A 23,884-nucleotide genomic window follows, 5' to 3' on the forward strand; every position below is an offset into this window, starting at 1 on the left:
CGCCAAGAAACAAAGACGCCATCACCCGTTACGACCACGCTTAACGTGAAAGGCGGCAGCTATGATGCATGCCTATTTCTCAGACGATCAGTTACGCCATCACGGCAAAACATTCATTGTTGCCGGTGAACGCAAACCGATCCCCGAAGTCCCCGAACGCGCCGAAATCCTGAGCGGGGCGGTATCGCGCCTTGGGCTCTCGCTGCATGCGCCCCGTGATTTCGGGATGGACCCGATTGCCGCCATTCACGATGCCAATTACCTGACATTCCTTCAAACCATCTACCTGCAATGGCAGGCTGCCGGTGGATCGGAACTGGTGATCCCCAATATTCATCCCTTTGATCGCAATGGTCCCTATCCGCGTCACCATGTCGGCAAGGCAGGCTTCCATCTGGGCGATACGTCCTGTCCGGTATCGGAAACCACATGGTATTCGGCCTATGCCAGTGCGCAAACCGCCATTGCCGCCACGCGCCATGTCCGTGATGACGGCGCCAACACCGCCTATGCGCTGTGTCGTCCGCCCGGCCATCACGCCAGTTCCAACATCGCCGGTGGGTTCTGTTATCTCAACAACAGTGCGATTGCCGCACAGGAATTGCGCGCCAAATATAACCGGGTGGCGATCCTTGATGTCGATCTGCATCATGGCAATGGCACGCAGCATATTTTCTATGACCGTGATGATGTCATGACGCTTTCGATCCATGCCGACCCCAGTGATTTTTATCCATTTTTCTGGGGCCATGCGCAGGAACGTGGCGAAGGTGCCGGGGTTGGCTTTAACCATAACGATCCCCTGCCCCTTGGCAGCGGTGATGCGGCCTTTCTCAGCGCACTTGACCGGGCATTGGCGGTGATGGATGATTTCAATCCTGGTGCGGTTGTCATCGCCCTTGGACTTGATGCATCGCGCGATGATCCGTTTGGCGGCCTGACCGTCAGCCCGGACGGATTTGCCAAAATCGGTGAAAAAATTGGCACCCTTAAGTGCCCAACCGTGCTAGTGCAGGAAGGGGGTTATGTCAGTAACACGCTGGCAGAAAACCTGTATCAATTCATCAGCGCGTTTCGCACCACCAACGACAAAAACGCCCCAAAAAACGCTTAGACATCAGAAGGCCCCAAATGACCCATTCCGACATCCTGATTATTGGCGGCGGTATCGCCGGTATGTCTGCGGCATTCTTTCTGGCAAAGGCCGGAAAGTCCGTCACGGTTTTGGAACGCGAAGACCAGCCCGGGTATCACAGCACCGGCCGGTCTGCGGCCCTGTATAGCGAAACCTATGGCCCCAAAATCATTCGCAAGATGTCGACTGCAAGTCGGGATTTCTTCATCACTCCGCCCGACGGGTTTACCGACCACCCGATCCTGACCCCGCGCGGCATCATCATGACCGCCGCCCCCGGCGAAGAAGCCAAACTTGACGAAATCCTGACCGAAGGCCGCGCAAACGGGGCAAATTTTGTTTCCCTGACCCCGGCCGAGCTCAAAGAAATCATCCCGGTGATCAATACCGATCTGATTGCCAGTGCGGCCCATGAAACTGATGCCATGGACATTGATGTTCACGCACTTCATTGGGGCTTTATCCGCCAGTTCAAATCACTGGGCGGAACGTTGATCACCAAGGCCGATGTCAGTGCGATCACTAAAACCGATGGCACATGGCAGGTAACCCTTGGCAATGGGCAAACCCACAGCGGTGATATCATCGTTAATGCCGCAGGCGCATGGGTCGATGACATCGCCACCAAGGCCGGTGTCAACCCGCTTGGCATTACGCCCAAACGCCGCACAGCCGTAATGGTGGATTTGCCATCGGATGTGAATGCCCATGGCTGGCCACTGGTCGCCAGCCTTGATGAAAGCCTGTATTTCAAGGAAGACGCCGGACGGTTGCTGGTCTCCCCCGCCGATACCACCCCGACCGAACCCCATGATGTTCAGCCCGAAGAACTCGATATCGCGATCACGATTGACCGGCTGATGACCGCAACCAGCATCGAAGTCCGCCGTCCCGGCGAAAGCTGGGCCGGGTTGCGCAGCTTCTTTGCAGATGGCGACCCGGTTTCAGCATTTGATCCGGCTGATGGCAGTTTCTATTGGCTGGCCGGTCAGGGCGGATATGGCATTCAAACCGCACCGGCCATGGGGGAATATGCCGCCAGCCTGATCTGTGGCGACGGCATCCCGGCCCATATGCAAAAGCTTGGCATTACCGAGGATGCGCTCTCGGCAACCCGCCCGTCGCTGGTGACCGGGAAATAACCGGCTGCACCGCCTGAACGGAGACACATCAATGACCCGCTTTGACCGCAACAACTTGCGCAAGGCCGTATCAAATAGCACGACGCAGGCGGTCGATGACCTGTGTGCGCTGGTGCGTCATGACAGCTTGCTCGGCAACGAAGCCTCCGCACAAGGCTGGATTGCCGATCAGTTTTCCGACATGGGCCTTGATGTCGAACGGGTTGCAATTGATATCGACGCGCTGCGCGATCAACCGGGCTTTTCCCCGCCGGTGATTGATGATTATGACGGACGCGAGAACGTCATTGGCCTGCACCGCCCTCAAAACCCAACCGGGTGCAGCCTGATCCTTAATGGCCATATGGATGTTGTGCCAACCGGCCCCGCAAGCAAATGGCGGCGCGGCCCGTTTGATCCTTATGTCGAGGGTGACTGGCTTTATGGGCGCGGTGCCGGGGATATGAAGGCCGGGATCATTGCCTATTGCCACGCGCTTCGCGCCCTTCACGATATCGGGCTGGAACCCGCAGCACCGGTGATTTTACAATCGGTTATTGAGGAAGAATGCACGGGCAACGGCGCGCTGGCCTGTCTTCATGCCGGGTACAAGGCCGATTGCGCGATCATTCCCGAACCGTTCAACCAAACCCTTATGACCGCCCAGCTTGGCGTGATGTGGTTTCAACTTCATGTGTCGGGTAGCCCGGCGCATGTTCTTGATACCTCGGCGGGCAGCAACGCGATTGAAGCCGTCTTTGGCTTTTTTGAAGTTCTTAAAGAAGTCGAAGAAATCTGGAACCATCCAACCCACCGTCATGCCACCTATGGCGCGCATGTTCACCCGGTGAACTTTAATCTTGGTAAAATTGACGGCGGCGAATGGGCATCAACCGTGCCGCCGGTATGCACTGCTGATATTCGTGTCGGGTTTTACCCCGGCATGGAACTTGAAAAAGTCCGCGAAACGATTGAGGCGGTCAAACAAAGTGCGATTGACAATCACCCGGCGTGCAAGGGTGCGTCGTTTGACATCACCTATCGCGGGTTTCAGGCCGAAGGATGCGAGATGGATGTCAATCATCCGATGATGACGATGATGGGCGACATCCATCAGGAAGTCACCGGATGCGCGATCAAAAATTATGCCTCGACCGCGACAACCGATGCCCGGTTTTTCCAGATTTATGGCGACATCCCGGCAACCTGCTATGGCCCAAAAGCCGAACGCATTCATGGCATTGATGAACGTGTTTCAATCGCATCGATGATGGAAGTCACCGAGGTTCTTGCCCTGTTCATTGCCGACTGGTGCGGCGTGCAAAAGCGTGCTAGCTAATTCGTATTATTGAATAATATATACTAAACCCCACAAGGAGAGTTTCATGACCATTCAACGTTTTCACACCGGCCCACGCATGAGCCAGGCCGTTGTCCATGGCAACACCATCTATCTTGCCGGTCAAGTTGGCGACGCCAAAAGTGACATCACCAACCAGACCAAAGAATGTCTGGCAAAGGTTGATGCCCTTCTGGCCGAATGCGGTTCGAGCAAAGAAAACATCCTGTCGACCACCATCTGGCTGGCAGACATGAAAGATTTCGCCGCCATGAACGCAGTTTGGGATGCATGGGTTCCGCAGGGTCACACCCCGGGCCGTGCCTGTGGCGAAGCCAAACTTGCCACCCCTGATTTTCTGGTCGAATTCATGATTATTGCGGCAAAGCCGTAATCTTTGACACGCCAAAAAGAAACGCCCGGTCAGATTAATCTACCGGGCGTTTTTTGATCTTCAAACGGCTCAATCCCGCTCTTCGCGCGTCACAATCAGCGACGTTGCCTCAAGGGTGCGATGCACCGGGCATTTATTGGCAATTTCAAGCAATCTGGCCCGTGTATCCGCATCAAGATTGCCGATAAACGTCAGTTTGCGTTCAAACCGGTCGATCTTACCGCCCTTCTGCAAATGGTCACCGATACATTCCGAACAGTCATCGGCATGGATTTTATCATGCAGGATCTCCACCCGAACCGCGTCAAGCGGGATGTTTTTGTGATCGGCATACATGCGCACGGTCATCACCGTGCAACTGCCAAGGGCGGTTGATAAAAAGCCATAAGGCGACGGGCCGCTATCAAGCCCGCCAGCCGATTCCGGTTCATCGGCCAGCATGCGATGACGCCCGACCGCCACCATGGACTGAAACTTGCCCAGCCCGGTTTCACGCACCATCACCCCTTCGCCGATTTCAACCGGGGTTGCAGGGCCCATCGGCATATAACGTTGCGCCCATGCCGCAATCACCGACGCGGCATAGGTCGCATCGTCCGGATCACGCAGCAAATGGCCCGCGTGATCAAGCGACACAAAACTTTTGGGATGCTTTGCCGCATCAAAAATCCGACCGGCATTTTCGATCCCCACGGTCTGATCCATCGGCGCATGCAACACCAGAAGCGCCTTTTTCATCTGTGCGACCGACCGGGCAAGATCGTGGCTTGCCAGATCATCGACAAACTTGCGCTTGATGACAAACGGTCGCCCGCCCAATGATACTTCTGCCTCGCCGTTTTTCTTGATCGTTTCAAGGTGATCGGCAAAGTTATGGGTGACATGATCAACATCGGCAGGTGCGCCGATGGTGGCGATTGCGGTTGCCTCGGGAATGCGTTCCGCCACCGCAAGAACCGCCGCCCCGCCCAGCGAATGACCGACCAGGAGTTTTGGGGCCTCAAACTCGGCGCGCAGGAAATCAGCCGCCCGTTCAAGATCATCAAGGTTGGATGTGAAACTGGTTGAAGCAAAATCACCACCCGACCCGCCAAGTCCGGTAAAATCAAACCGCAAAACCCCAATCCCGGCCATGGTCAGGGCTTCGGCAATCTTGCGTGATGCCGTCAAATCCTTGCTACAGGTAAAACAATGCGCAAACAAGGCATATGCTTTTACCGGTCCAGTTGGCAGGTCAAGACGTGCTGCGAGCTTGGCTCCATGTGCGCCATCGAAAGTCAGTTTGATGGGTTTTCCCGACATTTGTGTCCTCCAACCGGATGAAAATTAAAAGCCTGCTTTTATATTTGTGATCGACAGATAGGATGGCATTCGTGCCACCATAACACGGACAGTTTGATGATCATTCTTGAAACGGCGCGGACCATCGTGCGCCACGCCACCCATGACGATGCGCCGTTTATGTTAAAACTGCTCAACGAACCCGGTTGGATACGCTTCATCGGTGATCGCAATATTCACGATCTTGACGCCGCACGGACCTATATCGATGAACGACTCATTTCGAGCTACCATCAAAACGGCTTCGGTTCCTATATCGTCACCGACAAGACCGGTCTTGAATGCATCGGCCTGATCGGGATTGTCAAACGTGATGCCCTTGATGCACCCGATATCGGCTATGCCATCACCACCGCGCATCAGGGCAAAGGATATGCTTTTGAGGTTACATCGGCATTGCTGACATATGCCAAAACCGATCTCGGCCTGACGCGTCTTTATGGCTACACCCTGCCCGACAATGCGGCTTCGGTGAGGTTGCTGCAAAAACTTGGCATGCGCTACCTCCGCGCACAGGATGTGAACCATCAAAGTGACGAGGTTTGTGACCTCTATGTCACCGAATTTGGTGATTAACGCCGAATACCGATCTTGCGCCCGACCCCGGTCGGAACCGGAAGACCAGCATGCGCGTCCTTGATCTTGTTGAGTGTCGCCATAATGTCATCGGGAAACGGTGCGGAACGCCGCTGTTCCATATTGATATACATGGTGATGATTTCGTTGGTCGATGCCAGCCAACCCTCGGTCCCATGGCGCATTTCATGATACATGTGAATGCGTTTCGGATCGCAATCTAGCACACGCGTATGGATCACAAACGGCGCATCAAGATGAATTTCCCGGTCATAGGTCACATGCATTTCAAGACCGAAGGTCGATCCACCGCGCTCCTTGGGATAGGTTGCCCCCATCCCGACCGCGTTTAAAAACGCCATCGAGCCCAGATCAAACGCCACCACGTAATAGCCGACATTCATATGGCCATTAAAATCAATCCATTCCGGTTTGATCGTGCCGCGATATGCCTCAAGCGGTTGTGGCGCAAAAAGATCCGTACTGATCATTTCCCGACGGCCTTGACCACGGCAACGGCGGCGGCGAAATCTTCCAGTGAATGACCAACCGATTTAAACACCGTGCATTCGCCATCACTTTCGCGGCCCTTGACCTCACCGCGCGTCAGGCCAAACAGATCGCCAATGATGTCGGATTTTGCAATCGCACCACTGTCGATTGCCTGCACCACATCACCGCCCTCGGCACTCGCGCCCTCAAAACTATCGACATAGATGCGGCATTTTTTCATCACCGCATCATCGGTTTCGCGCATGGTCGGCTTGAACGCGCCCACCAGATCAACATGAGTGCCATCACGCAACCAATCGCCACGTACCAGCGGCTCGGTCGAAAGCGTCGCACATGAAATCAGATCAGCTGCTTTACACGCACCTTCAAGATCATCCGTGCCGGTGGCATTAAACCCAAGTTCGGCAATCTCGCCCGCAAGCTTGTTTGCCTTATCGCCATTGCGGTTCCAGATTGTGACATTCTTGATCGGGCGGACCGATGCATGTGCGCGGATCAATTGCGGCGCCATCGCCCCCGACCCGACCATCACCATGTCGGTGGTATCTTTACGCGCAAGGTAGTCCGCGGCCAGTGCCGATGCCGCCGCCGTGCGACGTGTGGTCAATTTGGTGCCATCAATCACCGCCGATGGCTGCCCGGTCACCGCATCAAGCAGAATATAGGTCCCCGACACCGCCGGAAGGTTCCGCGCCGAATTCCCCGGCACCACGGCGGCGACCTTCACCCCCGCCGCACCGTCTTTTTGCCAGGCTGGCATAATCAGGAAGGTCGCATCATCCTCGTTACTGCGTTCCATGTTGAAATGACTGCGCAGCGGCGCCTCACACCCTTGTGCAAACCCGTCACGAAGGGCTTCGACCAGATCACGGGGCGAAACAAACTTGTCGATATCTTCTGCCGAAACGAAACGCATGAGCCTTCCTGTATAACTATTTTTGATTTCAGTGTGGTAGCGGCCTCTTTTATACCACGTCACATCGTCTCAGTCACAGGAAGAGGACTGGTTTTTTATGCTGTTTTTTTTGGGAATTGCCGTCGTTTTACGGCTGCAAAAACCGTTTGAGATGGCCAAACAGTGATCCAGTGCCCAGAAAAACTTCTTCAAGCACGGTAAAGTGGTTGGCCCCCCACGCCTTATAGACCGGAACGGTCAGGCCAGAACGCCTGCAATACGCGGCATAGGCATCACTTTGCCGAACAAATTCCGGGCTTTCATTGCCACCAACAATTGCCATCATTTTCACATCCACCGGCACCGCATCAAGCATCGGTGAATTGTCCGCCGCCGATGCCTCATCAAGGCGGATGTCATCATTCATCGTTGTATGGCGCACCGGTTCAAGGTCAAACACACCTGAAATCGGCACCACAGCACAAAACGGGTTGGGATCGCCAAGGATATCTTCCCAGTCACAGGACGCCAGTCGCGCAACAATCTGCCCACCTGCCGAATGACCTGAAATTGAAATCCGGTCCTGATCGCCGTTAAACTCACCCACATGCTGATAGACATGTTTCACGCAACGCACCGCTTGCTGGGTGATGTCGGCAACCGTCACACCGGGACATAAATCGTAATTTGCACAAATCACCGTAAAGCCCGCCGCCACCAAATCACGGGCGACGAAGGCATAATCCTTTTTGTCCTGACTGCGCCAATAGCCGCCATGGAAAAAGATATGCACTGGTGCGCCTGCATCGGCCGACAGAAACACATCCATGGTTTCTTTTGGCCCGTCGCCAAAACGGACATCGATTTTAGGTTTGAGTTGTGCCCGCGTCTCATCAGACAATTTCACGAAGCGGTCGAAATGGGTCATGAACTCCGGCACGGTTTCGCGCGGATTATATTGCCATTCCAATTCTGCTGCTGTGAAACCGCCCCAACTCATCCGCCACCTCGAATTTACGGGTCTGTCTTGTATACGATTGACTATTCTACAACGATCTTTGTTTAATTTTTGACCATTTGCAAATACTTCACATGCGCTCTACGTATTTTTTGCACTCAATGGCCAACAATGATTGAACCTACCCGACCGGAATGCGAAAATGCGCGAAAGCAATTTCAGATCAACTGGATAGATCATGACGACTGCCCCAACTCAAAGCCCGTTCCCCGCATCCGACCTTGATCGCAATCAGATTTGGCACATGCTGGTCCCGCGCGACATTGCCGCCTTTGTCGCCGCCGACTGGTCGATGGTCGAAGATGATTTCAAGGCCGATGGGTTTTACGCGATTGATGCCTGCAGGTCCGATGATCCCGACGTATGGAAAATGATGTTCCCCGATCTCGCGGCTTACCGGGATGAATGGCTGCGCCAAGCAGTTGCGACTAAGGATGTGCCCTATGCCGAAGACCTCTATACGGCAGTCTTTCGCGCCACCACGCTTGATAAAATCGACATCATCGGCAACCGCGCATTGGTCCGCAAACATTTTAACGGGCGCATAAAAAAAGCAGACGGGTCCGAAGACCGTCTGCTTTGGAAAACCCATTATTACTGCGAAAAACAGGACAGTGGTAAGTGGCTGATTACCGGATTTACCGGTTATCTGCCCAATCACGATCCAGATTAACGGCCTTAAAGAACCTTGCCGCGCGCCGCGACATTAACGGTTTTCACGGTATCGCCGCGCACCAGATGCACCTGATCAAGCATATTGCTGACCACACAAACATGGTTGGGAATGATTTCGATCCGTTCGCCAATTTCAAATGGCGTCAAATCCGGCTCGAAATGCAAAACACCGTGTTCTTCGGAAAGGCCAACCACATCGACCTCGGGATGGCCAACGACATAGCCAAATCCATCAAGCCCCAACAAATCAGATGTCAAAACTTTTGACCCGGCATCAATCACGGCCCGCCCCGGTGCCGGAAGCGACACCACCTCGGTCAGAACCCGCAACGCGCAATCGTCTTCACCGCACACATCTCGCGCCATCAACGACCGGTCGTTATAGATATACGTCCCGATGCGATGCTCGGTGACATGGGCAACTTCGTGTGCCTTCCACATATCGGGCGTCCCGCCGGAACTTCTGATCGGGCAGGCAATACCAAGCCCGTCAAGCAACGCCATCGCATCGCCAAAGAACCCGCCGACCTTTGGGCCACCGCCAGCCGACGGATAGGTCATCAAACCGGCAAAGGATACACCGGGCAGGCTTTCGATTTTCTGCGCCAGTTCCACCGCCGCCTTTGGCGTTTGAACCCCACAACGCCCACCCCCGGTGTCACATTCGACCAGGATTTCAAGCGGCTTGTCACTATCGGCAAAGGCACGCGAAAGCCCCTCGACCACGGCCGCATTATCGGCCACCACGCGTAGCGTTTTCACCCGGTCAAACAACGCGCGCAGACGTGCCAGTTTGCGCGCCCCAAGCACGTTATAGGTCAAAAGGATGTCATCAAGCCCGGCATCGGCCATAACCTCGGCCTCGCCAATTTTTTGGCAAGTAATACCCTTGGCCCCGGCGGCCAGTTGCTGTTTGGCGAATGCCGGGATTTTGTGGGTTTTGATGTGCGGGCGCAATGCAATACCATGTGTGTCGCAATAGGCCTGATAGGCATTTACGTTGCGGTCCACGGTATCAAGATTGATCACCGCACATGGGGTATCAAGTTCAGAATATTGCGGTGAGCGGGTCATAAAAACCGTCCTTCATTTTCGGTGGTGACGCGAAGGGCATTTGATCATCAACTTGCCTTGGCAGCAAACGGATCATCAACAATTGGCCAAAGAGGACGGTTCAAATGACGGTATCCGTTGGTTTTAGGATCCGACGGATAGGGACCATGCACATCCACATAAATGATTTCGCCGGCAATCTTGGCAAAGGAATCGTAGAAGTGATTGGTCGATTTGATGAACAGATATTTTTTTGATTTTGGATCAATGCCCATATTCGAAAACAGGCTGGGATCGAAACTTTGCGACCGGTTGGAATTCAGGATTACCTCCCCACCGCCCGGCAGCTCAATCACCGCACAATCACCAAGTGGCACGATGCTTTCGCCAAAATACTGCCACGCATTGCGTTCAAGTTTTTTGACTTTGACCTCGGCATCAATTGGCGCGCCGGCATGGGCGCCGGTCTTCCCACCAAAACGAAGCGGCAAAGTCGCCCCCTCACCGGCCGAAAAACAGGTCCGCACCGCCATCGGGTCCCAAAGGGTGCCCACGGCAAAATCACGTAGCCCCCGTTTCATCACCGCGCGCAGCAACATGGTGCTGTCGCCGGGCACCCCGCCGCCCGGATTGTCCCAGACATCAGTCAGAACGATTGGTTTGGCATCCGATGCTAACGCCTGGTCAAGGGCGACGTCCGGTGTGACAAAACTGGGTCGGGTGGCCCCACGGAAACCAAACAGCTCGACCCCCAGGTCGTTTGCAACCCGCTTGGCTTCCGCAGGGTTATTGTTGGTGGTGACAATCACCTTGGCCCCAAGGTCAGGCACGTCACCAGCCATAAATCCATGGATGAACGATACCGACAGGATATCGCCCGTGCCTTCCATATCCTTGGCACGGTCGATAAAGGATCGCATCGGTTCACGCGACGTCGGCAACACCTCGATCATATGGCAATCAAATACTGCCTTGGTCGGAATGATTTCGCCCCGCAGCGTTTTCAAGACAAGGTCAACAACCGCGCGCCCTGTTTCGACAAAATCGGTATGGGGGAATTCCTTGAACGCGACAATGACATCAGCGTTTTTCACGCGCAAATCGGTCAAATGGCTATGCGGATCAAAACTGGTACCAATCACCACATCCGGCCCGACCATAGCGCGAATGCGCGCAATCAGATCGCCTTCACAATCAAGGTAATCCTGTGCGACCATTGCGCCATGCAGGCCAAGGATAACACCGTCAACCGGCATGGCGGCCCGCAATTGGCCAAGGACCTCATCGCGAAGTTTCTCATATGTTTCGCGGTTGACCAGCCCGCCGGGCTCCGCCCATGTAGCGGTTCCTTCGATCAAATCCCAGCCTTCTTTGGCGGCCCGCAGGCGCCCTTCGGTAAAGACGGCACTGCACAGGGTCGGGGTGACCGGATGCTGACCCGGCGGTGCATAAAAGCTTTCCTGAAAATCGGAAAAATCAGTCCGTAAAGGTGAAAATGTATTGGTCTCGGTTGCAATCGAGGCGCAAAAAATCCGCATGGCCCGTGCCTTTTGTTTTTGGTCTTTTAATAACGGTTTAGGGTTTGAAGGGGCGAGGTTCTCGCCCCTTCAACAATGCAAAGGCTTATTCAGCCATGTAGCGATTATCGTTGGCTTTCTCGACTTCTGCTTTGAACAGGTCGAGCAACTCAACACCTTCGTCGCCAAGGCTTTCCTGAACGTGTTTGATCACGACCGGCTGGGTTGCCTCTTTGAACTTTTCACGGTCTTCAGCCGACAATGCGGTGATTTCCATTTTGTCTTTAAGACCGGCCAAACCACGATCAGATGCCTCGATCACACGCGAAACACCACGGCTTGCAACAACGCAAGACTGGGCGGCATAGCGCACGATTTTCTGCTGGTCTTCGGTCAGGTCATCCCAGAATGCTTTTGACAGCATCATGGTATAGGGCGAAAACAGATGGTTGGTCAGGGTCAGATAGCCCTGTACTTCGTTGAACTTGGCAAAGGTCACGGTCGGAACCGGGTTCATCTGACCATCGATCACACCGGTCTGAAGACCGGCATAAACTTCACCCCATGCCATCGGATAGGCTTCGGCACCCAGTGCCTGCATGATTTTCTGATGCGATGGCAGCGACATGGTGCGCACACGAATGCCTTCGAAATCTTCAAGTTTGGCAATCGGGTGTTTGGAGTTGGTTACGGCAAAGAACCCGCCGGTATCGGGGAAGCCAAGAACCTTGACATCGGCAAGGGTTGCTTCGATGTCTGCGGCCAGTTTTTCACCAAACGGACCATCAAACACATCATAGGTCGATGCGTTGCTGTCAAAGGCGAATGCAAGGTTCAAAACGTCGATACGCGGGTAATAGGATGCCAACGCCCCGGTCGAAGTCAGGGTTGCCTGAATGATACCATCACGCACCATCTGTACATGTTCAGCAGCCGAACCAAGCTGGTTGGACGGATAGACTTCAACTTCGATTTCGCCATTGGTGTCGGCTTCGACGATATTGGCAAAAACAGCCGTACAGGCATGGGCCGGATTTTCAAACGGATCGGCCTTGTTATCATGGGCGAATTTCAGGACTTTCGTCTCGGCAAATGCCATTGACGTGCTGCCCATCAGCATTGCGGTTGCCAGGGCGGCTGCGCCCAAACGTTTTGCGGTTTTCATTATACTGCCTCTCCTTGATTAACGACTTTATGGTGTCCGATTGTTGGTTCATGTCGCACCCCGGCCCGGACCTGACCGGGGGCTATTTCGATGCCCCGTGCTTAGCGGAAACCCAGAAATCGCGGTATCGCGAGGGCCAAGTCCGACCAAAAGGCAAACAGGAACAGCACACCCAGTTCGGCCAGCAAAAACGGCCAAAGCTGCGCAGCAATTTTTTCAAGTTTTTCACCCGTGACTGATGACAGCACAAACAGACAAGCCCCGACGGGCGGCGTCATCAGTGAAATATTGAGCGCCAGAACAAAGATGATCCCGGCATGGATCGGGTCCATCCCGATCTGCATGGTCAGTGGCACCAGAACCGGGGCGAGAATGATCAGGATCGCGTTGATATCCATCACCATGCCGATCATCAGCAGCATGCCGACGATCATGAAAATGACGATGTACCGGTTGTCCGAAACGCCCAGAACCATGTTCGCAACTTCTTGCGGGATGCGGTTAAAGCTCAGCCACCAGCCAAGGATCGATGCAAAGGCAATGATGACAAAGATCACCCCGGTCACACGCGCCGTTCTGATCAGCATCCTGAAGAAGGCATTGAATGTCAGGGCCCGGTAGATGAACACACCGATAAATAAGGCGTATGCAACCGCGACGGATGCCGCCTCGGTCGGGGTGACGATCCCACCCAGAATACCGCCAAGGATGATCAACGGCATGATGAGCGCTGTGATCGATGATTTGAAAATCTTCCAGACTTCCAAAAGCGATGCCCGGCGTTCATTTTTGGGCAGGTTCTTGGACCGTGCCGTTACGGCAATCACGGTCATGCAAATCAGGCAAATCATAAGCCCGGGCAAAATACCGGCCGCAAACAGCCCGCCAATCGAAACCCCCATCAACGACCCATACACAACCATCAAACCCGATGGTGGAATGGTCGGACCAATGATCGATCCCGCCGCCGTCACCGCACAGGCATAATCACGGCGATAACCGCGTTCGACCATGGCCGGCACAAGGGTTTTGCCAAAGGCGGCCGCATCGGCGGTTGCCGCCCCGGTCAATCCGGCAAAGAACACAGACGCCAGCATATTGGTGTGCGCAAGGCCACCACGCAGATGCCCGACAAGTGCTTGAGCAAACAGCACCAACCGGCTGGTGATGCCGATATGGTTCATGATCTCACCGGCCAGAATAAAGAACGGCATGGCAAGGAACGGAAACACGTTCAGACCGTTGAAAACCTTGCTTGGACCCTGGGATAAGAAAATCCCCCCGCCCATATCAAACAGGCCCGCAACACCGGCGACACCAAGGGCAAAACCAATCGGCATACCCAAAACCATCAGAACGACAAAGATAATGGCGACGATCATTCTGCGCCCTCCGCAATATCAATCGGAACGAAGCGGCCCTGATCGCGCAAGGCAACAAGCAAAAGCTGAATGGCCGCCAGCAATGACGCCACCGGCACAGCCGCATAAGGCAGCGCCAGGGACATGCCAAAAATCATGGCCTGTCGGCTCATGCCGCCCATGGCAAAATCAAATCCGTAAATCGCCAGATACAAAAACGCCGACAATGCGATCAGATCGACCAGAAACAGGATGGATCGCTGCAGCGGCATCGGCAGACTTAAAACAACCATGCCAATGCCGATGTGTTCGCGCCGTGCGATCCCGGCCGATATCGCCAGTAAGGCCGACCAGATCATCAAATAACGCGCCAGCTCTTCGGGCCAAGGCAACTGCCAATGAAAGATGTATCGATCAATAACGCCAAGCCAGACATCGAGAACAAGGGTCAACATCAAAACCGCGATAACGCGTTCGACGACCCAGTTCAAAGACCGGCTCATGGTTGCTGCTGCTGTTTCAACACGGCGTAATGCCATCTTCGCCAAACTCTCCGCTGATGAATCTTTTATGTAATTTTTCTACATACTGAGTATCATTTTGTAGCTTGTCTACATATTTTTGACATGTATCGAGCGATTTTTCCACTATTGACCTTCTCCAAAAGCTGATTTAGGTAGTTAAACTACATTTTCAGACGGGCGTCGTTTTCAATCGACCCCACCAGCCACAACAGGGAGATTATCCATGGCGATCAAACATTACGGCAATGAACGCAGCGGTGCCGGTGGACAGAAGCTGCCATTTTCACCCGCCGTTCGTGCCGGCGACTACGTCTATATTTCCGGTCAGGTTGCCATGAAAGAAAATGGTGAAATCGAATATGGCGGCATCGAAGATCAGACCCGTCGCACCATGGAAAACGTCAAGGCGACCTTGGCACTTGCCGGGTGCACGCTTGATGATGTGTTCAAAATGAATGTCTGGCTGGCCGATACACGCGATTTTTGGACGTTCAACCGCGTCTATGCCGAGTTTTTCCCGGGCGAGCGCCCTGCACGCTCCACGGTACAATCGCAGATGATGGTGGACGCCAAGATTGAAATTGAAGCTATCGCTTATAAGCCTGAATAGTGATACTTCCCAAGGGGGTGCCGTTAATGGCACCCCTGCCCGTCCTTTGAACAGCACCGGACAAGACCCATGCAACCAACAGCCGACATCATCAGTCTGTTGCGCAGTCAATCGGGGAAATTCCCCAACCGCGAACAACAGGTTGCCGATTATGTCAGCGAGCATCTCGAAGCGGTGACCACCATTGCCCTGTCGGAGCTTGCCGAAAATGTTGGTGTAAGCGAACCGACCGTGATCCGGTTTTGTCGTACATTGGGCTGTGACGGGTTTCGCGATTTCAAAATGCAGCTGGCGCAAAATTTGGCCGTCAGCATGCAATATCTAACGTCCGAGGATATCTCGGACGACACCACCGCTGCCGATGTTTTATCAAACCACGTTCTTGGCGTGATCATTGATAACCTCCGCCTGCTACGTGATCAGATTTCATCCGATCAGGTTGATCAGGCGGCCGACATTCTGGTCAAGGCCCGACAGATTGCCTTTTTGGGCGTCGGGGGCGGTTCAACAACCGTGGCCTTTGATGCCGCCAACCGTTTTTTCCGGCTCGGCATTCCGGCACAATCGCAAAGTGATGGCTATTTACAGCGCATGCTGGCGTCCACCCTTGGCCCGGAGGATGTGATTTTTGCCATTTCCACCAGCGGCCGACCGACCGAGCTGATCCATTCTGCGGCCATTGCACGGCAATATGGCGCCAAGGTCATATCACTGACCCATCCCGACAGCCCCCTTGCGGCCGAGAGCGATCTGGTGGTGGCGATTGATATGCCTGAAAACCCCGATATCTATAAACCGACCGCCACCCGACACGCATTTCTGGCAACGATTGATGTCATCGCCACCGCCGTTGCACGTCGCATGCCTGATCAGGCCAAGGAAAAACTGCGCCGTATTCGGTCTTCGTTATTACCGCTTAACCCGCCGACCGGTCGCCAACCCATCGGCGATTAATCCCGTCACCGCCAGCCCCCGCATCGCACATCAGAGGTCCCCAAATGTCCCATATTGCCTTTATCGGTGAATGCATGATCGAACTTTCGGGCTCAAAACCCGATGCGATTTTTGGCGCCGCACAGCTTGGCTTTGCCGGGGATACCTTAAACGCTGCGACCTATATGGCGCGGACATCGCGTCTTCTTGCTGATGGGAAAGCGCAGAACACCAACGATGTTAGCGCTAACATGGCATCCTACATCACCGCATTGGGCACAGACCCCTACAGCAACGCGATGCTGCACGCATGGCAGCAAGACGGTATTGGAACCGACCTCGTGCGCCAGATTGACGGTGCCTTGCCCGGCCTTTATGCCATTCAGACCGATGCCCATGGCGAACGCAGCTTTTCGTACTGGCGCGCACATGCTGCGGCCAAACAAATGCTGTCTGATGGTCATGACGATAAAATCAGAACCGCCTTTGCACAATTGGACGGCATCTATCTTTCGGGAATTACACTTGCGATCCTGTCGGAGTCAGATCGGACAAAAATGATCAAGCTGGTGGCTGATTTCGCCGATCAGGGTGGCAAGGTTTATTTCGATACCAATCACCGCCCGCGTCTTTGGTCTGATAGCAAAACCGCCATTACCGCCTATAAGGCGATTGCCCCGCTATGCCACACGGTTCTGCCGACATTTGATGATGATGCGGCCGTGTTTGGTGACGCATCCCCGACCGATACCGCTAAGCGATGGCTGGCTGCCGGGGCTTCGGAAGTCATCGTAAAGTCGGGCGGTGATCCGACATTCTATACAACCCAAACCGGCGACACCGGGTCGATCACGCCCCCCGTTATCACCGACATTGTCGATACCACCTCAGCCGGGGATTCGTTTAACGGGGCGTTCCTTGGTGCAAAGTCGCACGGCAAGACAACCCCTCAGGCCGTTGTAATTGCGCAACAAGTTGCAGGCCGAGTTATTGGCCGTCACGGGGCATTGGTCGACATCAGCGAGCTCACCCTCGCCTGAGACAGCCGCTAATAATCCAACCTGTATTGAATACCAGCAGTACTATCAATCTCGGTGGTTTCGCTGGTCACACTGATGTTCGGAGTGATTTCAATTTCGACTTCGACCCCGCTTGATCCCGGCGTTGAACCGGCCTTGGTGCCAACATAGACCCCGTCGGTCAGATACTTGCCAACCTTGACCTCCGGCCCGTCTTCACCACCACCAACTTGCAAGACATCGGCCCCGATGAACCGGCGCACACTGCCGACAACATCAATTCCCGACCCACCACCTGAAAGCTCATTGACCGCACTGGCAAGCTGGACCGCCTCAATCGCACTCAGGCTGCCTTGCGATTTGCCAAACAGGACCTGAGACAGAATTTCGTCTTCCGGCAAGGACGGATTAGACGTCAGTACAAGCTCAGGGTCACTTGCTGGCCCCTGAAAACCTGCGGTGACTTCAAGCTCGGACGTTGTATAGACCCCCTTGATGTCGAGCATCGGATCAGGCGGGGATGCGCCGGCAAACGTGATGCTGGAATCCTTGATCACGAATGTTTTGCCAATAATATCAAGCTGCCCGCGCAACGCCGACAATTTGCCGACAATGCGCGGATCATTGGTTGTGCCTGAAATATCAAGCGTGCCGCCCCATTCGGAATCAAGCCCTTTACCGCGGACAAAAAGTCGTGCGGGGATATTCACCGTTACATCCAGATTGCCGACAAAGCCGCCTTTTGCTTCCTGTTCTTTTTTGGCTTTTGCTTCTTCCTGCGCACCCGGAAGGTTGGCAACATCAAGGCTTGGAACCGATTCAGGCAAGGCAAGGCTCAAGTCGACCTCACCGCGCTGAAGCGTCACGGTGCTTTTGATGTCCGCCCCGCCTTCGGTACCCGTGACAGATGTGTCAACATCAGCCCAGAATTGCAGCTCATCTTTGCGCGACAGCGCCATATTGGTAAGCTTAAGGCCGACATCGTATTTGACCATTGATCCTTGATTAAGGGCCAGGTCAACCGACCCATCAAGTGTCCCCGAACCACCATCGGTCGCAGTTATAGACGGGATCGAAAGCCCGGTCTGGTCAAAGTCACCGGTGAATGTCAGCCCATCAATAATGGTCCCGTATTCAAGGTTTTCATACGCACCATCGGCAAGCTTGATGTCACCTTTCCACGCGATGTCATCAAGACGCCCACTGACATCAAGGGCAAGCTTGATGTTGCCCGAAAGATCATGATCAGGCGCCGGGACATAAGGCCAGAATTCCGCAATCTCACCGTCAAGACGCACCGATCCGACAACAGGTGCCGACATATCGGGACTAAATTCCTGCTCAAGGATTGAAATCGCCAGGGGCACCTTACCATTGGCTTTCAGTATCTGCTGATCAGCATTGCCCAGAGATGCGGCACCAGAAAGCTCGGCATCTTTAAGGCTGACGTCCAAATCCATTTTAAGCGGCTTGAGCCCCTTTGCCGCCTTGGCAGTAATGCCGTCAATTTGACCTTTGACCGATGCGGTTGGCGTCTCACCCGGCTTTTCACGCAGCATGGCCGCAAGGTTCGCAGTCCCGTCAAGGCCATCAAACCCGGCAATCGCCCCCCACGGGCCAAGATCAACGCCCTCAAGCGTTACATCCGCAGAAATCATCTGCTTTGCCTTATGGTCAAGAACCGCACGCAACTGACCACTGCCAACTGTGATATCGGCGTCAAGCTGCTGGGTACCATCTCTTTTCTGAACAAAGCTTAATGGTTCACGCAAGGCAATTTTTTGGTCTGCGATAAAGACATCAAATTTGCTGGCATCCACGCGCAGATCATCACCAAGGCCAAGCTTGGTAAGCGCATCAACTGAAAACGGAACGTTGGCTTGCCATGTGCCACGGGTTTTAAGCGACACATCAAGCGCGTCCAGCCCACCGTTAGCCCCAACCGTCACGTCATTGATCGCAACGTCACTGGCAAAGATATCTTTGCCTTCAAGGGTCGCACTGATCCCGGGGGCCTCAAACGCATTGGCAACGTCTGCGGCAAGATTGATATGATCGACCCTGACCGGGTCTTCACCCGGTGCAGCCTCCAGACGCAACCCCTTGGTCGTCGCCGTCACATTGACGGTTTGCTGTGTACCGTCAGGCACCAGCGCGATGTCGGCTGTCATTGCACCATTGGTAAAGGGCACACCAAAATCAGACAGCATCACCGCATCAAGTTTCGACAATGCAAATTTGCCCTGCATCGGCACGGCGTATTCAGGCAGGGTGATGTCCCCGCGAAGGTCAATATGCTCCCCGCTCAGGGAAATGCCCTCAACCCGCAAGGCGTCACTTGGCAGAACAACATTGGCCGCAAGATCATATTTGGCATTCGCGCGGTTGAATTTGACCGTATTCGTCAGTGACAACACCGATTGCGCCGACCATCCCATCTTGCTGACAAGCTTGACGTTTTCAAGAAGCTGCCCCGCCGCATCGACCTTGGCGGTGCTAAGGTTAATCACCCCGGCTGGTGCGCTGGTCGGGCCATCAAGTGCGATGGTCAATTTCGCCGGTGCAATCGCAACCCCGATCCCCGGCGGTACGGTTCCCGGCGCGATATCAAGATTGGCGTCGATGGCCATTTGACCAAATGTTTCAGTCAGATCGACCATTGCCGCCCCCGTCACTGTGGCGGTTTGAACCTGATTAAGGTCAATGGCCATATCAAATGCCGGGCTGATCGCAACCGATCCGGCAAGGGTTGGTGACGGGCCAACAATCCGATCCAGATCAGAAATGCCAAATCCGGTTTGCGTGCCATTAACCGCAACGTCAAAACCGCCACCATTTTCCATCGACCATTTTATGTCCGTCAGGGAAACTTGCCCCTGCCCGGATAAATCAAGCCCGGAAATGGGCCCAAAGATCGAAAGATCGGCCACATCAGCCGTCAGACCCGCATCAGACACAACCATGGCATCATCAAGCATTGCCTGCCCCCGCACCGTCATCGCGGGCGTTTCAAGCAACAGCTGACGCAGATTGATATTGGCAAAGTCCGATGAAATCACACTTTCAAGCGACAGAGACTGATTGTCCCCGACAATCGCACCAAGACTATCATCCTGCCAAACATGGCCTTTGGTGGTCACCGTAACCGATGCCGCAAGATCATCATCGCCAATAATCCCGCCAGATACCGGCGCAAGGTCGGCACGGGCCGATAGTCCCGCAATGGTTGAAACCGGCGTTTCTATATCGCGTCCATTAATCGAAAGCTGCACGTCGGGCAGATCAAAACCACCCTTGGCGGCAAGATCAACATTAAGCATCCCCCAGCGGACCTGATCATCGATCAGGGACGATAAAACCGGATCGACATTGGCCGATATTTTTGCCGCAACCTGACTTTCGGCAAGATCGATATCCGCCGTACCCGACACATCCAACGCACCGGGCATCTCAACAGCCAGACGGTCAAACGAAAGATGGTCACTTTCAAGGTCAAACGCCCCGGAAATGCCAAGCTCGATCACCTTGCGCACTTGTTCGGGCAATTGATCAGAAATCAGCTCAAGCGGTTCCAACCCGCCGTCAAAGCCAAAACCAACTGCATCCGACGACAGTTGCACACCAACATCACCACGAAGGGTCGCATAACGACTGGCCGACAGGTCGATATTACCCTTCCAGTCGTTCGCAGGCCCCGCCCCCTTGAGCAATATCGTTATGTCAGCTGCACTTTCCGGATCCAGCCCGGCAAGTGTCATGACAAGGCCTTCGCGGTCAATCTTACCGTCAATGTCGGCACGAAGTTTCTGGTCTGGCCCATCAAAATCCAGATCAACCGTCAACCGATCCGCACCACCATCAAGCGGGGTTAAATCAAGTTTCGCCTTGGCCGAAAGATTACGTCCCACCGCCGCACTGGCATGCAGTTCATACAAAAAGCTTTTGCCCGATATCGGATCAACAATCGCGATCTCATCAAGGGCCAGTTCATCCAGCCCGATCTCAAGCGGCAGCGAAAATCCGGAACTTTCTTCGTCGGTTTCTTCTTCGGGTTCGGATGGTGCTGTTCCATCTGGCAGGATCACGCTGGTGCGCGCCATTGACACCCGGTCAATCTGTAACCGCCCCATCAGAAGGGCTAGGGGCGACCAGTCAAACACACCGTTATTAAGTTCAAGATGGAAACCATCGACGTCGCGGGCCATTAAAAGGCTGTCGATCTGCAATCCGGTCCAGATGCTGCCTTCAACCCGGCCAAGTTCAAACTGGCTGTCAGTGGCCGCAGCAACCGTTTCATTGAGCATCGGTGTGATCGCACGCAAAACGGGCCCGGTACCGGCAACACCAATGATCACCAGCAAAAGCACGATGAACGCACCCAATGCCATCGCACTTCGGCGCGCCCACTTTTTCAACGGGCGTTTCGATGCGGCGGGCTGGGTGGGACGTGGGGACAAGGGATCAGACTTGGTCAAAATGCCTGCCCCAGACTGATATAGAACTGATAATCGTCATCAACATTTTCACGTTTATCAAGTGGCACGGCGACGTCAAAGCGCAACGGCCCGACTGCCGTGTAATAGCGGAAACCAAGCCCAGTCGCCCACAGCAACGAAATGTCGTCGGGATTGTTACTTTCATACACATTGCCGCCTTCGATAAACGGCACGATGCCAAAACTTTCGGTAATGCGCGCACGGAATTCAAACCCGACTTCCAGCACAGAACGCCCACCAACCGGATCGCCATCATCGGCAAGCGGCCCGACCTTTTGATATTCATAGCCCCGGATCGAACCACCACCCCCGGAATAGAACCGTTTGTTCGATGGCAAGTTGCCGCGTTCTTCCCCGATAATCGTTCCGGTCCGCGCCCGGGCGGCCATAACATAATCACCGTCATCATCAATCGACAAATATTGCGACCCGCCCAGTGAAACGGACGTAAAGCTGGTGTCGGTATCGGTCAACCCGACATAGGGCGATACATTTAGTTCAAGACGGTTACCCTCGGTCGGGTCAAGCGGGTTGTCGGTATTGTCATGCTTTAAAATGCCGCGCAAACCGCCCAGATAGAATTGCTCATTGGGGGAATCCGCACCGGTCAGGTCGGAATATTCCGCTGTGAAGCCAAATGTCCCCGACCAGTTTTCACCCAGCCTGCGTTCGACACCAACAAAGCTGTCGACCAGTTCCCCCTGATACGCATCGGTATCATGGTTCTTGGCATTGCCCTCGGCAACAAGGGCCTGACGACGACGCAGGAACTGCGGTTTGCGAAACTCTGCTGTGAGCCCCTGCTCCTGACCAGAAGCCTCAACCCCCAACCGCAATTTTTCGCCCGCACCAAACAGGTTGCGATGTTCCCAAAACGCATTGGCCCCCGGCCCGTCGGCGGTCGAAAAGTTAACACCACCACCGATCGAACGGTGTTTGCGTTCAACCACTGTGATGTCGACGGGAATTTCGCCGCTGTCACTGATGGGGCCAACCGGCTTGACGATAACGCTGTCAAACAGATTGGACTGCGCAAGATCACGTCGCGTGGTTCTGACCTGTTCGGGATCGTATTTTTCGCCCGCCCCCCAACTCCGGTAACCGGCGATGAAGTCGGCATCGACTTCCTCTGCACCATTGACATTGACTGCGCCGAAATTGGCCTCGGCCCCGGCATCAAATGCATATGTTACGGAAATTGTCTTATTGGCGGTGTTGGCCATGACGGTGCGTTTCCCTGCCTTCGCCAACGGGTACCCGCGGCTACGCAGTAAATCAACGCCATACTGTTCGGCTAGAATAATCGGTTCCGCCGTGGCGCGCTGTCCGATTTGCAAATGGGTTGCTTCAAGTTCGGCATCAGTTGCGGCGCGCTCGATCACCTTGTCGGGATAAGTTGTTTTAAGATCAACCGCCTCGATCAGGTAAGGTGTTCCGACATCAATCTGATAACTCAGAACAAGCGGTGTTGGCGCATCGGCACCTTCGGCCTGTTCACTGCCCGCAGCACTGGCGTCAATATCGCCGTTTTTATTTTCTGTCGGGTTTTCCGATGCGTTTTCAGGCATATCTTCGGCGTCGGGCGATTGGGCATCGACCGGATCAGCTGATACCTTTTCAGCAATGTCAAAGGTGACCTGCGCCTCATAGAAACCCTTTGAACGCAATACAGCCTGAAACCGTTCAATGTCATCTTCGGCCCGGCGTTGAAGACCGGCACGTGACGCGGTCGGGCGCGACTGCAAACGCCGTGCGGTACTTGCATCATTCAGACTTGCGATCAATTGTTCTTCTTGCGGATCAATACCGGTAAGTTCCACTTCATAGGGAATGGTCGAACGGAGGTCGTTCTGCTGAACGGCTTCATCCTCGCCAAAGCCAAACCCCACAGCGCCCTCATCCGACGAACAGCCTGCAAGCAACGTTCCCGCCATTAAAAGCGGTACAAATGCAACACGTCGGCCATAAGACCGGAAGTTGTGGAACATGCAGTCTGTCAAAAAACGTCGTATCCTTTTGCTTCGTTCCAACCGGGCCTTTGGGGGCCGTTATTTTGACCGATAACAGTCTTTTGGTTTGCTATCATTTACGGCGATGGCGCCTATTGGGATCAGAACAACTTTTAAAGCAGTTATCTGAAAACACCATATTTTCAATTACTCTACAGGTCGAGGACCCGCTGTGCCAACTCGCATGTAA

The 23,884-nt window shown here is 54.3% G+C and carries 20 protein-coding genes; 9 read left to right on the forward strand and 11 right to left on the reverse strand.

Annotated features, from left to right (window positions below; genetic code table 11):
• Window positions 1-61: 61 nt before the first annotated feature.
• From AMM48_RS03180 to AMM48_RS03195, 4 genes are read left to right on the forward strand one after another with little or no spacing between them, the layout of a single operon-like run.
• Window positions 62-1,114: a histone deacetylase family protein gene (locus AMM48_RS03180; protein WP_102782859.1), complete on the forward strand. Its 1,053-nt coding sequence runs from the start codon at window positions 62-64 to the stop codon at window positions 1,112-1,114.
• A gap of 17 nt (window positions 1,115-1,131) precedes the next feature.
• Window positions 1,132-2,277: an FAD-binding oxidoreductase gene (locus tag AMM48_RS03185; RefSeq protein WP_102782860.1), complete on the forward strand. Its 1,146-nt coding sequence runs from the start codon at window positions 1,132-1,134 to the stop codon at window positions 2,275-2,277.
• A 31-nt stretch (window positions 2,278-2,308) separates the two neighbouring features.
• Window positions 2,309-3,595 (forward strand): ArgE/DapE family deacylase, encoded by a 1,287-nt coding sequence (locus tag AMM48_RS03190; RefSeq protein ID WP_102782861.1) that lies wholly within the window; start codon window positions 2,309-2,311, stop codon window positions 3,593-3,595.
• A gap of 46 nt (window positions 3,596-3,641) precedes the next feature.
• Window positions 3,642-3,989 carry a RidA family protein gene (locus AMM48_RS03195; protein ID WP_102782862.1) on the forward strand — a complete coding sequence of 116 codons (348 nt, stop codon included), beginning with the start codon at window positions 3,642-3,644 and terminating at the stop codon, window positions 3,987-3,989.
• A 69-nt stretch (window positions 3,990-4,058) separates the two neighbouring features.
• Here AMM48_RS03195 and AMM48_RS03200 read toward each other — a convergent pair whose 3' ends face one another.
• Window positions 4,059-5,291: a bifunctional alpha/beta hydrolase/OsmC family protein gene (locus AMM48_RS03200; RefSeq protein ID WP_102782863.1), complete on the reverse strand. Its 1,233-nt coding sequence runs from the start codon at window positions 5,289-5,291 to the stop codon at window positions 4,059-4,061.
• 96 nt (window positions 5,292-5,387) lie between these two features.
• Between AMM48_RS03200 and AMM48_RS03205 the strand changes: the two genes are divergently transcribed.
• Complete coding sequence (locus AMM48_RS03205; protein ID WP_102782864.1) at window positions 5,388-5,906, forward strand: GNAT family N-acetyltransferase; 519 nt, start codon at window positions 5,388-5,390, stop codon at window positions 5,904-5,906.
• On the opposite strand, the gene AMM48_RS03210 is transcribed toward AMM48_RS03205, so the two are convergent.
• From AMM48_RS03210 to AMM48_RS03220, 3 genes are all read right to left on the reverse strand, one after another.
• Complete coding sequence (locus tag AMM48_RS03210) at window positions 5,903-6,397, reverse strand: thioesterase family protein (protein WP_102782865.1); 495 nt, start codon at window positions 6,395-6,397, stop codon at window positions 5,903-5,905. The two genes, AMM48_RS03205 and AMM48_RS03210, sit on opposite strands and share 4 nt — an antisense overlap.
• Entirely contained in the window at window positions 6,394-7,335 is a 942-nt protein-coding gene (locus tag AMM48_RS03215; RefSeq protein ID WP_102782866.1) for an ornithine cyclodeaminase family protein, read from the reverse strand. Before AMM48_RS03215 ends, AMM48_RS03210 begins: the two co-directional genes overlap by 4 nt.
• A gap of 127 nt (window positions 7,336-7,462) precedes the next feature.
• On the reverse strand, window positions 7,463-8,314 hold the full coding sequence (locus tag AMM48_RS03220) for an alpha/beta hydrolase (protein ID WP_102782867.1): 852 nt from the start codon (window positions 8,312-8,314) through the stop codon (window positions 7,463-7,465).
• Window positions 8,315-8,510: 196 nt separating this feature from the next.
• Between AMM48_RS03220 and AMM48_RS03225 the strand changes: the two genes are divergently transcribed.
• A complete protein-coding gene (locus tag AMM48_RS03225) occupies window positions 8,511-9,005 on the forward strand; it encodes a hypothetical protein (RefSeq protein ID WP_102782868.1) in 495 nt (164 codons plus the stop codon).
• Window positions 9,006-9,010: 5 nt separating this feature from the next.
• Here AMM48_RS03225 and AMM48_RS03230 read toward each other — a convergent pair whose 3' ends face one another.
• The 5 genes from AMM48_RS03230 to AMM48_RS03250 form a co-directional block, all read right to left on the reverse strand.
• A complete protein-coding gene (locus tag AMM48_RS03230) occupies window positions 9,011-10,081 on the reverse strand; it encodes a D-TA family PLP-dependent enzyme (protein ID WP_102782869.1) in 1,071 nt (356 codons plus the stop codon).
• Window positions 10,082-10,128: 47 nt separating this feature from the next.
• The gene (locus AMM48_RS03235; protein ID WP_102782870.1) at window positions 10,129-11,598 is read right to left on the reverse strand and encodes a M81 family metallopeptidase; all 1,470 of its coding nucleotides are present in this window, start codon (window positions 11,596-11,598) and stop codon (window positions 10,129-10,131) included.
• Window positions 11,599-11,683: 85 nt separating this feature from the next.
• Window positions 11,684-12,742 (reverse strand): DctP family TRAP transporter solute-binding subunit, encoded by a 1,059-nt coding sequence (locus AMM48_RS03240; RefSeq protein WP_022732467.1) that lies wholly within the window; start codon window positions 12,740-12,742, stop codon window positions 11,684-11,686.
• A gap of 101 nt (window positions 12,743-12,843) precedes the next feature.
• On the reverse strand, window positions 12,844-14,124 hold the full coding sequence (locus AMM48_RS03245; protein ID WP_102782871.1) for a TRAP transporter large permease: 1,281 nt from the start codon (window positions 14,122-14,124) through the stop codon (window positions 12,844-12,846).
• The gene (locus AMM48_RS03250; protein ID WP_022732469.1) at window positions 14,121-14,642 is read right to left on the reverse strand and encodes a TRAP transporter small permease; all 522 of its coding nucleotides are present in this window, start codon (window positions 14,640-14,642) and stop codon (window positions 14,121-14,123) included. The genes AMM48_RS03245 and AMM48_RS03250 overlap by 4 nt, the downstream gene beginning before the upstream one ends.
• Window positions 14,643-14,850: 208 nt before the next feature.
• On the opposite strand from AMM48_RS03250, the gene AMM48_RS03255 reads away from it, so the two are divergent.
• The 3 genes from AMM48_RS03255 to AMM48_RS03265 all read left to right on the forward strand — a co-directional run bounded on the left by AMM48_RS03255 (window position 14,851) and on the right by AMM48_RS03265 (window position 17,210).
• Entirely contained in the window at window positions 14,851-15,237 is a 387-nt protein-coding gene (locus AMM48_RS03255; protein ID WP_022732470.1) for a RidA family protein, read from the forward strand.
• A 69-nt stretch (window positions 15,238-15,306) separates the two neighbouring features.
• Window positions 15,307-16,191, forward strand: a complete 885-nt coding sequence (locus AMM48_RS03260; RefSeq protein WP_102782872.1) for a MurR/RpiR family transcriptional regulator — start codon at window positions 15,307-15,309, stop codon at window positions 16,189-16,191.
• A gap of 44 nt (window positions 16,192-16,235) precedes the next feature.
• Complete coding sequence (locus AMM48_RS03265; protein ID WP_102782873.1) at window positions 16,236-17,210, forward strand: sugar kinase; 975 nt, start codon at window positions 16,236-16,238, stop codon at window positions 17,208-17,210.
• An 8-nt stretch (window positions 17,211-17,218) separates the two neighbouring features.
• Here the strand turns inward: AMM48_RS03265 and AMM48_RS03270 are convergent, their stop codons facing one another.
• Together AMM48_RS03270 and AMM48_RS03275 are read right to left on the reverse strand one after the other, a co-directional pair.
• Window positions 17,219-21,664 carry a translocation/assembly module TamB domain-containing protein gene (locus tag AMM48_RS03270; RefSeq protein ID WP_244271103.1) on the reverse strand — a complete coding sequence of 1,482 codons (4,446 nt, stop codon included), beginning with the start codon at window positions 21,662-21,664 and terminating at the stop codon, window positions 17,219-17,221.
• A complete protein-coding gene (locus AMM48_RS03275; RefSeq protein WP_244271104.1) occupies window positions 21,661-23,673 on the reverse strand; it encodes an autotransporter assembly complex family protein in 2,013 nt (670 codons plus the stop codon). Before AMM48_RS03275 ends, AMM48_RS03270 begins: the two co-directional genes overlap by 4 nt.
• Between the last annotated feature and the right edge of the window lie 211 nt (window positions 23,674-23,884).

It is taken from the genome of Thalassospira sp. GB04J01, assembly GCF_000751115.1.
GTDB classification, from domain to species: Bacteria; Pseudomonadota; Alphaproteobacteria; order Rhodospirillales; family Thalassospiraceae; genus Thalassospira; species Thalassospira lucentensis.

Excerpts from the sequence above, each read along its gene's own strand:
- AMM48_RS03180 (WP_102782859.1), top strand. The coding sequence starts at position 62 with ATGATGCATGCCTATTTCTCAGACGATCAGTTACGCCATCACGGCAAA.
- AMM48_RS03185 (WP_102782860.1), top strand. The coding sequence starts at position 1,132 with ATGACCCATTCCGACATCCTGATTATTGGCGGCGGTATCGCCGGTATG.
- AMM48_RS03190 (WP_102782861.1), top strand. The coding sequence starts at position 2,309 with ATGACCCGCTTTGACCGCAACAACTTGCGCAAGGCCGTATCAAATAGC.
- AMM48_RS03195 (WP_102782862.1), top strand. The coding sequence starts at position 3,642 with ATGACCATTCAACGTTTTCACACCGGCCCACGCATGAGCCAGGCCGTT.
- AMM48_RS03200 (WP_102782863.1), bottom strand. The coding sequence starts at position 5,291 with ATGTCGGGAAAACCCATCAAACTGACTTTCGATGGCGCACATGGAGCC.
- AMM48_RS03205 (WP_102782864.1), top strand. The coding sequence starts at position 5,388 with ATGATCATTCTTGAAACGGCGCGGACCATCGTGCGCCACGCCACCCAT.
- AMM48_RS03210 (WP_102782865.1), bottom strand. The coding sequence starts at position 6,397 with ATGATCAGTACGGATCTTTTTGCGCCACAACCGCTTGAGGCATATCGC.
- AMM48_RS03215 (WP_102782866.1), bottom strand. The coding sequence starts at position 7,335 with ATGCGTTTCGTTTCGGCAGAAGATATCGACAAGTTTGTTTCGCCCCGT.
- AMM48_RS03220 (WP_102782867.1), bottom strand. The coding sequence starts at position 8,314 with ATGAGTTGGGGCGGTTTCACAGCAGCAGAATTGGAATGGCAATATAAT.
- AMM48_RS03225 (WP_102782868.1), top strand. The coding sequence starts at position 8,511 with ATGACGACTGCCCCAACTCAAAGCCCGTTCCCCGCATCCGACCTTGAT.
- AMM48_RS03230 (WP_102782869.1), bottom strand. The coding sequence starts at position 10,081 with ATGACCCGCTCACCGCAATATTCTGAACTTGATACCCCATGTGCGGTG.
- AMM48_RS03235 (WP_102782870.1), bottom strand. The coding sequence starts at position 11,598 with ATGCGGATTTTTTGCGCCTCGATTGCAACCGAGACCAATACATTTTCA.
- AMM48_RS03240 (WP_022732467.1), bottom strand. The coding sequence starts at position 12,742 with ATGAAAACCGCAAAACGTTTGGGCGCAGCCGCCCTGGCAACCGCAATG.
- AMM48_RS03245 (WP_102782871.1), bottom strand. The coding sequence starts at position 14,124 with ATGATCGTCGCCATTATCTTTGTCGTTCTGATGGTTTTGGGTATGCCG.
- AMM48_RS03250 (WP_022732469.1), bottom strand. The coding sequence starts at position 14,642 with ATGGCATTACGCCGTGTTGAAACAGCAGCAGCAACCATGAGCCGGTCT.
- AMM48_RS03255 (WP_022732470.1), top strand. The coding sequence starts at position 14,851 with ATGGCGATCAAACATTACGGCAATGAACGCAGCGGTGCCGGTGGACAG.
- AMM48_RS03260 (WP_102782872.1), top strand. The coding sequence starts at position 15,307 with ATGCAACCAACAGCCGACATCATCAGTCTGTTGCGCAGTCAATCGGGG.
- AMM48_RS03265 (WP_102782873.1), top strand. The coding sequence starts at position 16,236 with ATGTCCCATATTGCCTTTATCGGTGAATGCATGATCGAACTTTCGGGC.
- AMM48_RS03275 (WP_244271104.1), bottom strand. The coding sequence starts at position 23,673 with ATGTTCCACAACTTCCGGTCTTATGGCCGACGTGTTGCATTTGTACCG.